Annotated in this window: 6 protein-coding genes; 2 read left to right on the plus strand and 4 right to left on the minus strand. The window is 49.8% G+C overall.

The features are described 5' to 3' along the window. The first annotated feature begins 144 nt into the window (after positions 1 to 144). Both MN202_RS04505 and MN202_RS04510 read left to right on the plus strand, forming a co-directional pair. Positions 145 to 3,243 carry an efflux RND transporter permease subunit gene (locus MN202_RS04505; RefSeq protein WP_335734898.1) on the plus strand — a complete coding sequence of 1,033 codons (3,099 nt, stop codon included), beginning with the start codon at positions 145 to 147 and terminating at the stop codon, positions 3,241 to 3,243. After that, positions 3,236 to 4,270 (plus strand): efflux RND transporter periplasmic adaptor subunit, encoded by a 1,035-nt coding sequence (locus tag MN202_RS04510; RefSeq protein WP_335734899.1) that lies wholly within the window; start codon positions 3,236 to 3,238, stop codon positions 4,268 to 4,270. Before MN202_RS04505 ends, MN202_RS04510 begins: the two co-directional genes overlap by 8 nt. A gap of 248 nt (positions 4,271 to 4,518) precedes the next feature. Here MN202_RS04510 and MN202_RS04515 read toward each other — a convergent pair whose 3' ends face one another. From MN202_RS04515 to MN202_RS04530, 4 genes are all read right to left on the minus strand, one after another. Beyond that, positions 4,519 to 4,728, minus strand: coding sequence for an Imm32 family immunity protein (locus MN202_RS04515; RefSeq protein WP_335734900.1), 210 nt, complete (start codon positions 4,726 to 4,728; stop codon positions 4,519 to 4,521). A 16-nt stretch (positions 4,729 to 4,744) separates the two neighbouring features. Further along, positions 4,745 to 5,191 carry a hypothetical protein gene (locus MN202_RS04520; RefSeq protein ID WP_335734901.1) on the minus strand — a complete coding sequence of 149 codons (447 nt, stop codon included), beginning with the start codon at positions 5,189 to 5,191 and terminating at the stop codon, positions 4,745 to 4,747. A 284-nt stretch (positions 5,192 to 5,475) separates the two neighbouring features. Then, positions 5,476 to 5,865, minus strand: coding sequence for a hypothetical protein (locus tag MN202_RS04525; RefSeq protein WP_335734902.1), 390 nt, complete (start codon positions 5,863 to 5,865; stop codon positions 5,476 to 5,478). 13 nt (positions 5,866 to 5,878) lie between these two features. Beyond that, positions 5,879 to 16,681 (minus strand): Lcl domain-containing protein, encoded by a 10,803-nt coding sequence (locus tag MN202_RS04530; RefSeq protein WP_335734903.1) that lies wholly within the window; start codon positions 16,679 to 16,681, stop codon positions 5,879 to 5,881. Positions 16,682 to 16,769 lie beyond the last annotated feature (88 nt).

Here is a 16,769-nt window from a genome sequence, read left to right on the forward strand (position 1 = left end):
GTTGTAACCAAATGTTGCAACCGGTAAGCAGCTGTTGCTGCGCCCGCCACTGAGCGCAAAATCTCATCCTCTTGTCCCAGTGCTATCGCTATTTTTGCCACAAAGCATAGATTCAGCGCATTAACGTGGATGGAAACCGCTGCTATGAATCTAACCCGCACTGCGCTGCAAAACCCGGCCAGCGTTATCGTTATCGCTATTCTTATTTTGTTATTTGGCATAATCAGCCTGTTGAAAATGCCAATACAAATCACCCCGGATATCGAACAACCTCAAATTTCGGTGTTTACCGGCTGGCGTTCGGCGGCACCGCAGGAAGTGGAAACCGTCATCATTGAACCGATAGAAAACGCCATTAAAAACACCCGCGGCGTCATAAAAGTTGAGACGAATATTCAACGCGGTTTTGGCTCAGTTACGCTGACATTCGACGTCGGCGCCAACATGCAGCAAGCCATGCTGGATGTATTAAATAACCTGAATCAGGCGCCACCACTGCCGCTGGATGCAATAGAGCCGACGGTAGTAGCCGGCGGCGGCCAGAATACACCTAATGCGGCGTCAATTTTGATCCGGCCGCTGCCGGGCAATCATATTCAGGATGTGGCGCAATATCAGCAACTGATAGAAGATGTGGTGTATCCGCGTTTAAGCCGCATTCAGGGTGTCGGCCAGGTTAATTTAAACAGCCAGCGCCCACGCGAGCTGCGTATTACTTTTGACGCCCAGCGCGCCGCTGCGCTGGGGCTTAGCATCAGCAACATAGCAGCACAGGTGCGCGGTGCTACCGATGCTTCGGGTGGCTTTGCTGATGTTGGCCGCCGCCAGTACACCGTGCGTTTTGCCGGCCAGTTTACCCCGCAAAGCCTGCTGGAAATGATTGTTGGCTACAGCGGCGAACGGCCGGTTTATCTCAGTGATATTGCCAGCGCTGAAGTCAGTTTCAGTGATCGTAACGGCTTTACGCTGCGCAACGGTGCCCATGCCTATTACATCACCATAGCGCGCAATAACGACGCCAATACCGTCGCACTGCTGGACGACATAAATCAGGCCATTACCGAGCTTAATCAGGGCGAGTTACTGGAAGCCGGCCTGATGATGGACTTAAGTTTCGATGCTTCAGTACATATCCGCAATGCGCTGGCCCTGGTAAAGAGTAACCTCGGCCTTGGCGTGTTGCTGGCGCTGGGCTTATTGTGGTTGTTTATGCGCGGCTGGCGGGCCACCGCTATTATTGCGCTGAGTATTCCATTATCACTGGCGATAGCACTACTGGCATTGCAATTACTGGGGCGTAGCCTGAATGTCATTTCATTGGCCGGGCTGGCTTTTGCTGTTGGCCTGGTGCTGGATGCTGCCATTATTGTGCAGGAAAATATTCTGCGGTTAAAAAGCGAAGGACTGGATGATAAAAAGGCCGCACTGCGCGGCGCGGCGCAGGTAAGTGGTGCCTTACTGGCATCTACGGCAACGACAGTAGCTATCTTTTTACCGATTTTATTTATGGCCGGTATTGAAGGTCAGTTGTTTTCGGATCTGGCGCTAACCTTATCGGTAGCGGTTTGCAGCAGTTTTGTGGTGGCCATTACCGTAATACCGCTGGCCAGTCGCTACTGGCTTGGGCATGCCCAATTACAGGACCCATTTGCCGGCTATTGGCAACGATTGGCCGCGCTGTTAATGCGCCTGACCAACACTAATATTAAGAGCCTTAGCTGGGTAAGCGGCCTGCTACTGGCGTCTGTTGTCGTTACATTGTCGTTTTTACCGCGCACTGACTTTATGCCGCGGGCACCGATAGATGGTTTCTTTTTCTCATTTAGCCTGCCGCCGGGCGGCAATATCGACTTTATCGAGCAGGAACTGGCTAACCGGGTGGTAGAGCGGTTAGAACCCTACTACAGCGGTGGTAAAACCCCGGCCATTAAAAGCTATAACTTTTATACCTTTGGCCCCAACGCCAGCGGCGGTTTTGTCTACGCCGCTGATCCCACTGCTGTTGAGCAACTGATGAATGTTGTTCGTAACGAAGTTTTTGCCGGTATTCCTGATACCCAGGTGTTCTTATTCCGCGGCTCGATGATTAATGTGGCCGGTGGTGGCGATGGCCGCAGCGTCGAACTGAACCTGCAAGGGGCCGACCTGGCCGCATTACAGCAGGTTGCCGCCATTGGTATTGCATCAGTGCAGCAACACCTAGCGGGGGGCAGCGCCCAGCCGGTGCCGGCGCTGGAAATGGCCGAGCCCGAACTGCAGCTACTCCCCTACGATCGCGCCATCAGCCAGGCAGGTTTAAACCGCGCCGAGGTTGCCAACGCTGTGCGCGCCTTTACCAGTGGTTTGTTTGTGTCGGAATATTTTGATGGTAACGACCGCATGAACGTTATTTTGCGCGCCGAGCCCTGGCAAAGCCCCGAACAATTAGCCGCTATGCCACTGCTAACGCCCAAAGCCGGTGTGCAGGCGCTCGATTCGCTGGTACAGGTGCGCCAGACGGTCGGGCCGTCGCAGCTGCGGCGTATCGGCGGCAAGCGCACTGTCAGCTTAATAGTGCGCCCGCCTGAGGGTATGTCGCTGGACGAAACCATGGATATTTTAACCCGTCAGGTTATGCCGGCCATGCAACAGGCGCTGCCACCGGGAGCCAGCCTGTTGCTAAGCGGTAATGCCAGCCAGATGAACTCGGCAATTGATGAGATGCTGCTGAACTTTGGCCTGGCCCTGCTGATTTTATTGCTGCTGATGACAGCATTATTCAGATCCCTGCGCGACGCTTTACTGGTGTTGCTGGTGATGCCACTGGCTATCGCCGGCGGTGTACTGGCACTGGCTGCAGTAAACCTGTTTAGTGTGCAGTCACTCGATTTGCTCACCATGATAGGTTTTATAATTTTACTTGGCCTGGTGGTAAACAACGCCATCTTGCTGGTTGATCAGACCCGCAGCGCCGAACGCGACGGCTTATCACGACAAGACGCGGTGCAACAAGCCATCTTAGTGCGCGCCCGGCCGGTATATATGAGCACCCTGACCAGCCTGTTTGGCATGCTGCCATTAATGCTGATCCCAGGCGTCGGCGCCGAAATTTACCGGGGCTTAGCCACCGTCATCGTCGGCGGTATGGCCATCAGTGCCCTGTTTACTCTGATCTTACTGCCGGCAGTACTGCAATTGCAGCGCCCGGCTGCCGTGCGCGCCCAGGCCAATACGGCGTTAACCAAAGGACATCATCATGCGTAAAACTGTTATTGCCCTGACCCTGCTGCTATTAAGCTCGCTGACGCAGGCACAACAGGCCCCGGCCAGCTCAGTGCAGCTGAGCGAAAGCCGTTTGTCATACGACGTACCTACCATGCAGATACCAGCCACAGTACACAGTAGCAATAATACTGAACTGACCTCAGGTGTAGATGGCCGGCTAAACTGGGTTGCCGAAGCCGGCACTCAGGTACAGGCCGGTGCAGTGCTGGCCGAAATCGACCCGCTACCGCTGCAGTTACAACGGGCCGAGCTGTCGGCGCAGCTGCAACGCGCCAACCTGCAGGCTGACTTTTTTCAACGCGAATACCAGCGTTTATCTGAGTTACAGCAAAGCCAGAGCGTCGCACTGCTGCAACTGGACAAGGCCCGTTCAGATCATCAATTGGCCCAGGCCGATGCCGCTATTATCAGTGCCCGCCTTGCCCAGCTTGATGACCAACTGCGCCGTACCAAGGTAGTCGCCCCCTTTGCCGGCGTAGTCGCCGAACGGTTACGCCAGGCCGGTGGCGATGTCAGCCGCAGTACGCCCTTGTTGCGGTTACAGGATATTTATCAGTTAGAAGTGCGCGCCTATATACCGCTGCAATACCTGCGCTATGTCAGGCCGGGTGACAGCCTGCTGGTTAGCAGCGCCACACAGCAACAGCAAATGATCGTCAGCGCCCTGATCCCGGCTGCCGATGCACAAAGCCAGCGCGCTGAGTTACGGCTAAAACTGTCTCAGGGCGACAACACCTGGCTGGCCGGTGAAATGGTTAACGTAAAAGTCGCCACCCGCGACAGCAAGGCCGCTGTTACGGTGCACCGCGACGCCTTACTGCTGCGCAGCGATGGCACCTATGTGGTAACGGTAGACGAGCAAAACATCGCCCACCGCAAAGCCGTAAAGGTGAGTGAAGGCAGTGGCGACTGGGTTACCGTAGACGAGGGCTTAGCCGCCGGAGAAAAAGTGGTAACCCGAGGTGCCGAGCGGCTGCGCGATGGCCAGACGGTAACCCAAAGCTAGCCGATAGGCATGGTTCAATTAGTATAAAAGGGTCAAGTATAAAAGGGTCAGATCAAAATTAAATTTTAGAACTTTCAGATGTTTAATTTTGTTCTGCCCTTCGTTACCTGTTAAGAAATGTACTGCGTTACTAATGACTTACCATTCTTGGTGCCAGTTTTCTTGCTTAAACGGCCACTGGCGTCATAGGCATAAGCCGCTTTGCCGCTTTGCGAAAGCTGGTCACCCGCGGCGTAGCGGACTACTCTTTACTTTACAAAAATAATGACATCAGCATCGCTATCTTTCCAACCCTGCCAGTAATCACGCAAATGTACATGATCCTGTTCAGCCTGCTTATCAATAGCCGCTTGAATCAATGCCACCAGCCCCTGCAATGATTCTACAGACGCACTAATACTGACTTCGTCTAGATTAATAAACTTGTTGGTGCTTTCATCGAAAGTTGTAATTTTCATCACTAGGCCATTCTATTTACATGATCACACAGTCTTTTACCGCAATGCGCTCAGCAGACGATAAAGACAATAAGCTTTCAAAGCCAACCTTTGCGTCAATATACAGTTGGTTATCAACAGCATAAAAACCTTCTCCCTGTAAATCTGCTTCGTGTTTACCCGTCAACTGGCACTGTAAAATATAAGCGCCGGGCGACCATGCAAATACCGCTAATGAACAGACAACAGATAGCAAAAAAACAGCAAGCTTAGGTAGAAACCCAAACCGGATTTTGCATTTTCCCGAGGTAACAATCATGCGGGAAGTCAAATGAAAAATGGTCGGAAAAAATGCTGACATTACGATAAATAACGCCGGCACAACGTAGCCCATGTTAGATAGCGTAAGTATTTTGTGTTTGGCTAAACCCAAAAACGCCAGCGGAAACACTGCATAAATGTATAAAAGATAGATGTATTTCATACTCACCCGCTATTTGGCACCGAATTTGTAAACTGAGTTATGCATCCATGAAATACAGTTATTGCCAACCCAACTATAGTCCGGTGATTCAGCCATGCTTCGCATAATATTTTTATATACAGCAGCGTCAAAATATTCAGAGTTATAAATAACGCTGACCGCTTTGAGTAGAGCTAACTGGCGTATGATTTAAGCCATATTCAAAGCGCTGTTTTACTGTGTCATCAGCGTTATATACCGCCAGCAGGGTGGTTAAATTCTGCGACCATATAACTGCAGCGGGTTTACTTTTCTAGCATCTCTACTTTTGATAAATGCGAACGCCAAAAAGCTAATTCATCTTTATCGCTGTCTTGCTCCCTGTGTTCAAGAGCATACACAATTGCCTGTACAACTTGATTTTTCTGCTCCCTTTTCAATTTGTTCACGTAATGAAGTGCTTGCCGCCTATCTGCAGGCACATGCTTGCCAACCGCATACAGCTCTGCTAACAAACTGACGGCTTGGTTTGAACCACGCTTAGCCGATTGTTCTAGCAGAGCTACAGAACGATCTACATTCCCTAACTTTAATTCGACAACGCCTTGCTCATAAGTTTGGCGATTATGTTCCAGGAAATAGACGTATGCACCTATTACAAACACCACTATCAAACAGAGAGACAATAACTTCATAGTTTTATTCCAATTAGGGTTCTACCGTTAGTATGTTTTGCCCTTGTTCTTTTCCAAGAAACTGTAACATTTTCTCGAAATCACTCTTAAAAGCAGGGTCTACCGTAATACAGCCGTGAGAAACCGTCCCAAGATGCAAATTAGCACCAGCACGTTTTAATCCCAATCGGTATGCCACACCCGAAATAACAGGGGTCCAATTTGTCTCTTGCAGCGCCATCCAACCAGGCCGATTATCATTGGGAACCATGTTGAAAGTACCTGGCCAGATAGGGCCATAATCTTTAACTCCTGTTGATTGAGGATTATTCATATGTTGTCCCCTACCAGAATGTACGCCTTCAGGACCGAGAGTTTTTTCATTGTGAGGCCCGACAAAGTTTGGATCATTTGCGGTGTTTGACACACACCTTAACGTTTTTCCAGTGATAGAGTAGTTGCAAGCCGCTAATCCATTAGAATCTATAAAATTCACTGTATCACCCAACACATAACCATACAGGTTGGTATCACCACCGGCAAAGCCTATTGGGTCACGGGCTGTCCAGCGGCCTGTTTCAGGGTCGTAATCACGGTAACCGAAGCGGATCAGTTGAGTATCCGCGTCATACAAACCACCGGCAAAACCAAACTGAATAGTAAAATCCGGATTGCTGTCGCTAATCACATTACCATAGCTGTCGTAGCTAAGGGTTTTGATTACCGTACCGGTAGCGCTACTGATAACCCTTGGACTACCCAAATGGTCGGTTTGAATATAATAACGCTGACCGCTTTGGCTAAAGCTCACCGGCGTATGGCTGAGGCCATATTCAAAGCGTTGTTTTACTGTGTCATCGGCGTTATATACCGCCAGCAGGGTGGTTAAATCCTGCCACAGGTATTTTTCGGTAACTACGCCATCGACTAGCTTGGCCACTCGCTGGCCCAGGGCATTATGCCGGTAGCTTATCGCTTTATCGGCGGTGGTTACTGCTAACAAACGGCCGGTGCTGCTGTACTGATATTGCGTGGCCTCAGTGACATCATTTTCGGTTACCGTTTTCTGGCTTAAACGGCCATTAGCATCATAGCTGTATACCGCGTTACCGCTTTGCGCCAACTGGTCGCCGGCGACGTAGCTGGTAATTTGGTTTGCTACACCACGCAGCAGGCTGCTATGGCTGGTGCGGTTGCCGTTGGCGTCATAGCCGTAGCTTTCTACCACAGCACTGTTTTGCTTAACCTCAACCAGGCGGTATCTATCGTCGTAAGCGTAGTCGTACACCAGCTCGCTGCCATCATGCTGGCGTTCAGTTTTGCGGGTTATCAGGCCTACGCTGTTGTATTCAAGCGCATAGCCCAAACTTGCCTGCGTGCCCAGCTGATACTGCACGCTGGTGGCTTCGCCATAGCCGTTCCATAGCCAGTTTTGGCTGAGTTTGCCATCGCTTAACTGCTGCGGCAGGCCGTTTTCGGCGCTGTAGCTAATGTCAAAGCCATGTATACCAGTTACTAAACCGTCGTTGTCGTAACTTAACGTGGTGCTGGCACCAGCGTAGCTTAGGCTACTTACCTGTAAATCAGTATTATAGCTGTAATTCAGGCTGGTATTTAGCTCACCGCTATAGCTTAGCGCGGTAAGTAAAGTGCCATCGTAGCTGTAACTTACCGCTTCAGTGCCTTCGGTGACTTGTGCCAGCTGGTCGCCCTGCTGATACAGATAATCGCTGCTGCCTTCCGGCGTTTGCGTGCTGAGCAAGCGGCCATCTTGGTAGCTGTAACTAATGCTGTCACCCGAGGGCAGCGTTATGCCGGTTAACTGCTTATCTTTGTTATACAAATACCGCGTAGTGCTAGCTACCGGCCGGGTTTCGCTGTCGGTATTACCGACACCATTTACCGTAAAGTCGTGCTGCTCAGCGCTTGGCACTATTACTGCGATCGCATTGCCGTTGGCGTCGTACTGGGTTTGTGTACTGTGGCCATCCGGGTAAGTTACTTTAGTTACCCGGCCTAAATCATCGTACTCGTAGCTGGTTATTTTGCCATCAGCGGCGGTAATACTGCTGACCTGGCCACGGGCAGCAACGTCATACACATAACTGGTATGGCGCTCGCCAGTGCTGCTTTGTACTAAGCGGCCGCGACTGTCGTAGCTGTAGGTAGTATCCAGCAGGCCAGGCACACTTAGTTTGTTTAACAACAACGTCTCAGGGTCGAGATAGCTGGTGCTGCTGCGTCCTTCCGGCGAAGTACTTTGCGTGACTCCGCTGCGGGCATTTACCGCTACCGTACTGGTTTTACCATTACTTAGTGCGCCAATGGTATAAACCGAGGTATCAGCACCGTTTTCAGCATAGGTTTTAGTCAGTGTAGTGGTATTCGTTAAACCACTTGGCACAGTAGTGACAATAGTATGCGGTATCGGCTGCAGCGTTTTGCTGTCCAGCACATTGGTTACTGTAGTGGTTACACCATAGGCCGAGCTGGTTTCGCTTAACTCATCGGCACTAACGCGGTAAGCTGTTTGGCCACCACTTTCGTTAGTGGTGCTGTATTGCACACTGCCATCGGCAAGTACTTTACGTTCAGTCTGGTAGCTGTTGTTTTCTGCCGTGCTATAGCCGTAGCGGTTAATGCCACGTGCATCGCGCGTATCAAAAAACTGCCACTCTGCCCCTTCTGGCGCGGTGACCCGCTCTACCCGGCCTAAGGCATTGTAATGGCGGCCAAATATATAGTTATTCGGGTCGGTTTTTTCAGCTAATAAGCCACCTTCCTGATAGAAGAACTGATAGTCTGAGCCGTCTTCATAGGTTATGGCTGTCAGGTGATTATGCTCATCAACCGCCAGCTGCGTGTGCTGGCCATCCGGTGCCACTATCGCCGTTACCCGGCCAGTTGGGTCGCGCTCAATCGTTAGGGTATTGCCAAAACGGTCAGTAATTTGGCTTAGCTTACCGGCATCGTTGTACTGGTACAGGGTTAAGTCTTTACCGGCGCTATTATCAAAGGTAGCCGTATGCAGGCCTTTGCTGTTAAAACGAAACGGCATCCGAGACGAGGTACTGTCCTGACGTACACAGCGCACGTGATAGGCATCTTCCTTTTTAAAGCGCTCGCTGTTGAAGCTCTTACTTTCAATCGCCCAGGCCTGGTCGTCATTTTGCAGGTTAGTGGTGCTGCTCCAGTACGGGTTGCGCTGCTCAGCTTCAACATGCCAAGGGATACCGATAGGCAAGGTGGTGTAATGCTGAAATACCTGGTTTGGCAAGGTATACAACAGCTCGTTAATATTCGGCAGGCGCCAGTCGTCAAAACCGGCATGCTCTGAGGCCTCACAATGGGCAATACTGCTTTGCCAATCCAGCTTAACGCCGATGTTATCAGCATTGTCCTGCCACATTAAGCCACTGTTTTTGTCTACCACCACTTCCAGATTGGCATTACGGCTTAGGCCAGTTACTGTGCTCTCATCCAGCTTATCGCCACGTAAGCATACTGCGGCAATAAGCGCGTTATCCTGGTTCAGCGTATTTTCATGCCACATATAACGAGCCTGAGTAATGCTATACATTATCAGGCCACTGCTAGCGCCGGATTTATCTATGGTATAGCCCACCTCTTTCGCGGTTGGGATACGCCAGGCGTGCTGGTTGTCTGTAGGCAAAGCTGCGCAGTAAGCTCGGGCTTCATTTTTGCTGCGGAATCTTACCGGGGTAGTCACATTTTGCCATTCCAGCCCGGTAACCCGATCAATCACGATGTTGTCGCTACTGATGACGTAATCGGTATTACGGCCACCTGCCTGATAGTAACCGTCATCAAACTCAACATGGCTGTAAGTCTGGCCGGTACGCAAGATCAATGACGAAGTAGCAACATCAGCTACCATGCCGCTACCAAAGTACACCTTACCTTTAGGGTCAAACTCGTGCACGTTAGATAACGACCAGCCTTCCGCCAACTGGCTGTCGAAAGTATTTTTAATGCTAACGCCACGCTGCTGCCAGGTGATAACGTTTTCGCGGCCTGGCACCTGAGTTACCACATCACTTAAGGTAGCCCAGGCTACCGGGAAGCTGCTTAATGGTTGGCCGGTTTGTGCGGCATTACCCGAGCTTAAATATACTGTCGGGTATTCAAAACCAATACTAATACGGCCACTGACAATACCTTTCGCACGGCTGCCATCCGGATGGGTACCATCCCAGATAAACTCGGTTTCAACATTCGGTGCCGGGTTAAACTCTTGTTCAAACACCCGGCCGGCAATTTCAAAACGGGCAATCATTTTTTCCAGCGAGGCTGGGATATTATCACCACTCACCGCAACATGAATTTTATGCTTATAGCCCGAAGTACGCTGACTGGAATAATGCAGGCGTAAGTCAGTTCCGGCAATGGCGATATCTTCATGGAACGATTGCTGATACGGCTTAGCAAACGAGCCGGTACATAACTCTTCCTCATTCTTTTCATCTTCTGCCCCGGTATCACCATCCAGCAGCTCTATTGCCTCTGGCGCTTCAGCGCCTGCTGCAGCCCAGTTCAAATCTACCGGCGTCATATGGTTAAAAGCAGCACGCCATAGCGTATCGCCAGCAGCATAAGTAGCTAACCCCACCGCTTCATCAGCTGTACTGCCGTTGTTGTTAATGTCGTCGGCGATGCCATCGTCGTTGTAGTCAACGCCATCTACCGTGCCATCACCGTTAGTATCCAGCAGGCGCACTACTACGCCATTGGGTGAGGCTATCCATTTCGAGATAGTGCGGTCAAAGTAGCCTACCGGCACAATTTCACCGACCGGGAAACCCAGGAAGTTATCTAAATACAGCACTACGTCGGCGTTGTAATGCACCGAGTCGGTGTAGTGGGTGCCATCGACATGCAAGTCAGACGCCCAGGTAAAGGCGGTTTCCGCTGGTAGCTCGCCAGGCATTGAGGCCGGTGTTTCAAACTCAGTGGCGCTGAACATAAACTGCGTTATTGGCCGGCGCGCGCCGTTTTGGCTGCGGATCTCGGCCGAGGTAATGCCATTAAACACCACTGTCGCACGGCGCTCACCAAATTCATCGCTAATCACTGATGATTGGTGCACCTGCGCTGTGCCTGAGGTTAAATCAATCAGGCTTTGTTTGCTATCACGCGCGAGTAGGGTCACATCTGGCAATGCCGCCCAATTGCTGCTAGCACCAATAGCCGTGCGTTGCAGTACCACATAACCTGGCTTTTCATATACTACTGTTTGCTCACCGGCCGGGCCGGCCAGCATAAAGCGACCATCGTTATCGGTTTTAACCGAGCCATACTCCGGCGCATTTAACAGGCTTAGCTGCACATCAGAGAGTGGCGTGCCGTAACGGTCGTGCACTATGCCGGTATACACTGCTACTGCTAACGGGTTAATACTGCGCACCGTAGCATTTTCAGCAATATAGGTTTTTAATGGCTCAGCTTCAGTGCCGTTAAGTACTGTGGTATCGGCAGGCTCGCCAATGCTGACATACACCCGGTTAGATTCAATACCTGCCAGATTCACCGAAACCGTGGTATCGCCGGCTTGCTCGGCATATAACACGCCGTTTTGTACTGAAACCACTGAATAAGCATCGGCTTTAAACTGCGCCAAGGCGGTTAAATCGCGCTGGCTGCCGTCGTTATAAATACCGGTTAGGGTTAACTGGGTGCTTTGGCCCAACGCCAAATGCACACTGGCAGGGGTAACGTTTAATTGCCGCAAGCCACTAAGTTCAGCTTCATTTACATCCAGCTGATGCATCGGGCAGCCTTGTGCCAGGCTAAAATCTACCGTTTGAATACGGCTGCTATCCCAGTTTGGCCCCTGATCAATGGTTTTAAATACCGTTACCGCACCTTGCTTAGTCGCTGGGTTAACACCCGGCTGATATAAACCTCTTGTCAGACCAAAACCAACCACGCCTTCTGTTGTGTTTTCATCGTGATTGTCATCTAAGCCAGTTTGTAATAAGTGATCGCGATGCCCCCAGGGGGTGCCACTAATACCAAAGGCAACAAACCAGTCTTTGTCTTCATATAACCAGCCATAAATTGCCTGCGCCAATGCCCTGTCGACGCTTATTGTTGTCGGACTTCCAGAAATACTGGCTACTGATTCTGGTTTACGGATATGACGGTCAGCATTGGCACCAATATAGGGATGCGCTAACATACGTTCCATCGGCGAGCGGCCATCATTGTGGTGACCTATTATCTGATTGTAGCCTTGTATATAGTCGGCATAGGTTTGTGCTACCTCTACCATTGCAGCGTCAAAACCGGCATACGGTTTAATACCGCGGGCGACTCGCTCGGCATTCACCAAATAGAGGCCTTTTTGCTGCACCGTCATAGCATCCCACACCGCTTGTGTTGGCATAACCAAATGCTGGTACACTGAAGGATCCTGGCTACGCGCATAGTTAAAAGCGCGAGCAATATCGTCTACTGTTTGAGCATTGTCGCCTGTCCAGGGAATATTATCGTCCGGGTAGAAGCCGTTATAGCTGCGATCATCTTTAAGTGGTTTATAGGGGCATTGTTCTAAAGCTCGTCCCGCAACAACAACTATTTCCGACGTGACAACCGTACTGATCCCGAAAGCTGAAGTTACTACTAACTTAAGCGTATGGGTACCTAAGTCGTTAATACTGAGCTTTAGTAAAGCTTGTTCTGAAATCAGCTGATCATTCAAATACCATTGGTACGATAATGGTCCAAGGTCCACCTGACTTGCACTGGCATCTATTGTAATTTCGGTGTTGCTATAAATTTCTGACGGTACCTGCACATTAATTCGCGGAGTAACGTCGACACCTGGCGGTAATTCAACAGCAAGGTGAAGTAGTTCTGGATAGTCTGCAGGTATACCATGCTGATCCCACACTGTAAGTTTTACATCATAGCTACCTGGTAAAGGGAGGTTAACATCAAATACAGCTGATTCACTCAGCACCTCTTCCGTTGCGGTATTCATCCAACGGAAACGACTGATTTGACCGATATTAGAATAACTCTGACTGGCATCTAACCTTGTCTTCAGCATCGCTTGCGAGCCTGAGAGATCTATCTCAATATCGAATTCAGAAACAAGCGGCACCGGCGGGCTATATGTCCTTACGCAACGGGAATAGCCAGTTAGAGGTGAACCATTGCTGTGGTCTCGGTCAACTTGAGCCGTCATATCAAACACATAGTGCTCGTTTCCTCGCCGATAAATAAAGTAAGTTCCCTTGTTTGCTGACAACCAGCTACCGAAACTGTCGCCTGACATCATCGGTAAGTATTTGAAAGGATTTGGCATTCTTGCACGACCATTAAAAAGGCCACCGCCATTTTCGTCGAATAAAGACGCCAAAGTCTGCGACTCATAGTTATTCGGTAAACGCCAATCATCAAAACCTGCCAGATCAAGGTTCGCACAGTACTGGGCCTGATCTTCCCAAGCCAGACGTTCCTGCCCCAAAATCCTTGCTTGATCTTCCCAAAGTAGTAGGTGTGTAGAGTCAGCGACAACATCAAATAAACTGGCGCGTACATATTTAGGCTGGTAAGGTTTTTCACCACTTACACAACGTACATATGCATTGTCAGTTTTGTTCAGTGCTCTTGGGATGCGATCAACTATGGTTTCCCAACTACGGGTATCCGAATAATGTGTACCGAAGACTTTCTCAGCATGAAAACTTTTTTCATACCGCGATGACACCCAGCCAAATTTGAAAGCATCTTCATATCTACGAGTGGCCATGTTTGGCAGGTAGGCCAATTCTAGTCTTGTAGGAAGGCGCCAATCCGTTATGCCTGCATGATCCAGGTTCTCGCAGTAGTGCTTCGCACCGCCGTAAGTTGTCTGAAAATCCAACACTACGGCATTATCTTGCCACACTAAGTCCGATACTCTATCGCGTACCACTTCTCTGACGTGATCCCGCTCAAATACCCGCTCGGTACCCAGACGGGTTGCTCCGTCTTCCTGTGCATCATCAAATGTAGTGGCTCCAGTTTTTGGAACTTTGGAGTAACCCGGAGGCACATTAGCCAGGGTGTAAAAGGTCTTCACTTCGATACTGTACGCTAGCTCAGAATACTTCCCGTATTTGTCTTGCGCGCGCACAACCACGTCATGAGTGCCGACCTGTTCAGCAGTTGGAGTCCAATTTATATCTGCCGCAATACTGCCTGATGCAGCTAGTGTCATACCCAATGGGGCTTGTACCAGACTGAATACTATATCGTCGTTGTAATTGTCCGAATCTGATGCCCACACATAATCTGAAAGTGCAACATCGGCAAAGGCGACAGTTAATGGCTCACTTTCAACCTTAGGAGCCTGATTTAAATCCGGGATTTGCAGCGTTACCGGAATCTGGTTATAGGTTTGCGCATCGGTCACAACTTTAATACTGATATCTTTAGTACCGATATCTTCTCTACCAGCAGCCCAACTCAAAACACCGCTGTCAGGTTGCATGCTTATTTCGTTTGAAACTGGCTGCAGTAAAAAGCATACCAGTTCATTATTTTGACTCTGAGCAATAAACTGGATATGGGTTTGATAAAATATGCTCATAGCCAGATCAGCCGGCGGCTGTATTACCAATGTATTGTCGGCAGCGAAACCTGCTAGTGCCGCAGTGTCATAACGGGAAAACAGTTCTTCGCAGCTTAATAACGTTTGATTTGGCAAACCAACTGCGAATTGCTGGCTCTGTTCAGGTCGTTCAGTGTTAAAGCCTTCATAAATTTCCCAACCGTCAATCTGGCTACTGCTATCTTCAGCAAACTGAATTGACTTTAAGTGATTGTAATAGATGAAAAACCCTGCAAGCCGCACTTCATCAGTATCAGAATAGGTTTTTATAAAAAGGTCATCCCCCATGCGGCGCATATTCTGAAACACTTCACTGCGGCTTATACCCGCTGCAAAGTTTAATACTACACCTAAGTTAGTATCTCCCAGTGTGTAAAGCACATCTTTGCCATGACCCGGGGCAAACTCTAAGGTGAGACGTTGCTCGGTTCCAGCTTGGTTATTGTTGATGTTATAGCTTGGTGCCGTGTACTGCAGGATGAAGATGTCATCTCCGGCTTTGGCATCAATAGCGTTTACTGCCATCCGGTTTAGCAAAATATCGCCGCCCTCGGTGCCTTGCAGCAGGGTTTCGCCGGAACGACCTAAAATAAGCTGCCGCGCAGCTAAGGTTTGTGAGGGTGCAGTGGCACTAAATATCTGAAATAACTGCTGTCGGGTTAATGTTTGGCCGGAATGCAGCTGAAACAGTTCTATGGTGTCGGCCAGGGTAAAGAAGCTCTGTACTGTCAACGTTTGGCCGTTTTGGCCGATGCGCAACATTAAATCGTTGCCCGAGCGCACTAAACCACTACTGATATCGCCCCAGGCAATATCGGCGGCAAAATGCACTTCGTTACGGCCTTCGGTATCGATAATGACATCTGCACCATCACCTTTAGCAACAACATAGCGATTATTGCCGGCGCCGCCGAGCATAATGTCATTGCCTGCACCAGGGCGAAACAAAGAGTCGCGCTGGTCGGCTATTAACAAGTCGTCCTGTGCCGTGCCTTCGATCACAACATAGTTGGTGTCATCGGTATCTTCACATTCTGCACCCGAGCAAGGCTCCGGATCGGTGCCACCGCCGTTATCTCCGCCACCACCGTCATCATCGCCGCCGCCGTTATCGTCCCCGTCGCCATCGCCGGTACCGGGCTCATTGTTATCAAAAGTTACCCCTGGCGATACCATATGGTAATGGTGTGCCTGCTCTGGTGTAGCCACACCAAACAAGCCAAACAGCTGAGCTGCCGTTATTTCACCACCGCTGGCAAAACGGATACGGGTAATAGTATTAGCACGGGTAAAAAACTGGTACACCCGTACTTCACTTCCGTCACGGCTATTAATCAGCTGTAAATCATCGCCGCTGCGGCGTAAGTTCATGGCGATATCGTTATAGGCCACATCGGCGCTAAACAGTACGGTGTTGTCACCCTCATAGGCGATTATCAGGTTTTTGCCGCTGGCAAGCCCAAACTCCATGGTTACGGCCGGGCCTCTGGGTACTAAAATATCGTTATTGGCTAAACCTTGCATCCGCAGCGTACCATGCCGGGCAATTAATACGTCGGCATTACTGCTACCTGCCAGCTCAATGTCTGGTGCTTGCGCTGTAAGAAGAGCAGGCACAGTGGCGCTTGCGGTTGGCGCAGCCATACCAAAAGCACCCAATAGTTGGCCGGCGGTAATAACCTGGCCGTTGCTGAGACGGAACTGGTTAATCGTATTGCTATGAGAAAAGAAAAACTTAACGGTAAGACTTTGTCCGGACTGACCTATGCGTAGTATAAGATCATCACCCGACTTCATTAAACCGCTGGCAATATCTGAAAAACTGATACCGGCACCAAACTCTACAGTATTTGTTCCGGCAAGCTCATAAATAGTATCCTGACCATCATCTTTGTTAATAAGAAAAGTATTGTCGCCTGCACCACCCACAATAAAGTCATCGCCACTCCCGGCTTCAACTCTGGCTGCGGTTGCCCCTGCTACAATAAAGTCACGTCCGGCAGAGCCTGTTACTGCAGCGGTACCAGTTGCATTAACACTACAACAAAATAACAGCACGCCTAACAGCGTTAAGCGAGTACCTTTACTTTTCAATTGGTTAAATAACGCCGACATAGTTTTCCTATTTTCATTGGTCAGGGTTTCTGCCAGCATCAGCCTGAACAGATACGCACCCATAGTAAAAAATACGCCGATACTAATTACATAAATTAACAATGTAAATACTTATGTTAATATTTAATCAAATTGAAATATGCAGATACAAAAAAGCCGCTGTATCAGCGGCTTATTTTAAAAGGTAAAC

Source organism: Rheinheimera muenzenbergensis (genome assembly GCF_036984005.1).
GTDB classification, from domain to species: domain Bacteria; phylum Pseudomonadota; class Gammaproteobacteria; order Enterobacterales; family Alteromonadaceae; genus Alishewanella; species Alishewanella muenzenbergensis.

Excerpts from the sequence above, each read along its gene's own strand:
- MN202_RS04505 (WP_335734898.1), top strand. The coding sequence starts at position 145 with ATGAATCTAACCCGCACTGCGCTGCAAAACCCGGCCAGCGTTATCGTT.
- MN202_RS04515 (WP_335734900.1), bottom strand. The coding sequence starts at position 4,728 with ATGAAAATTACAACTTTCGATGAAAGCACCAACAAGTTTATTAATCTA.
- MN202_RS04520 (WP_335734901.1), bottom strand. The coding sequence starts at position 5,191 with ATGAAATACATCTATCTTTTATACATTTATGCAGTGTTTCCGCTGGCG.
- MN202_RS04525 (WP_335734902.1), bottom strand. The coding sequence starts at position 5,865 with ATGAAGTTATTGTCTCTCTGTTTGATAGTGGTGTTTGTAATAGGTGCA.
- MN202_RS04510 (WP_335734899.1), top strand. The coding sequence starts at position 3,236 with ATGCGTAAAACTGTTATTGCCCTGACCCTGCTGCTATTAAGCTCGCTG.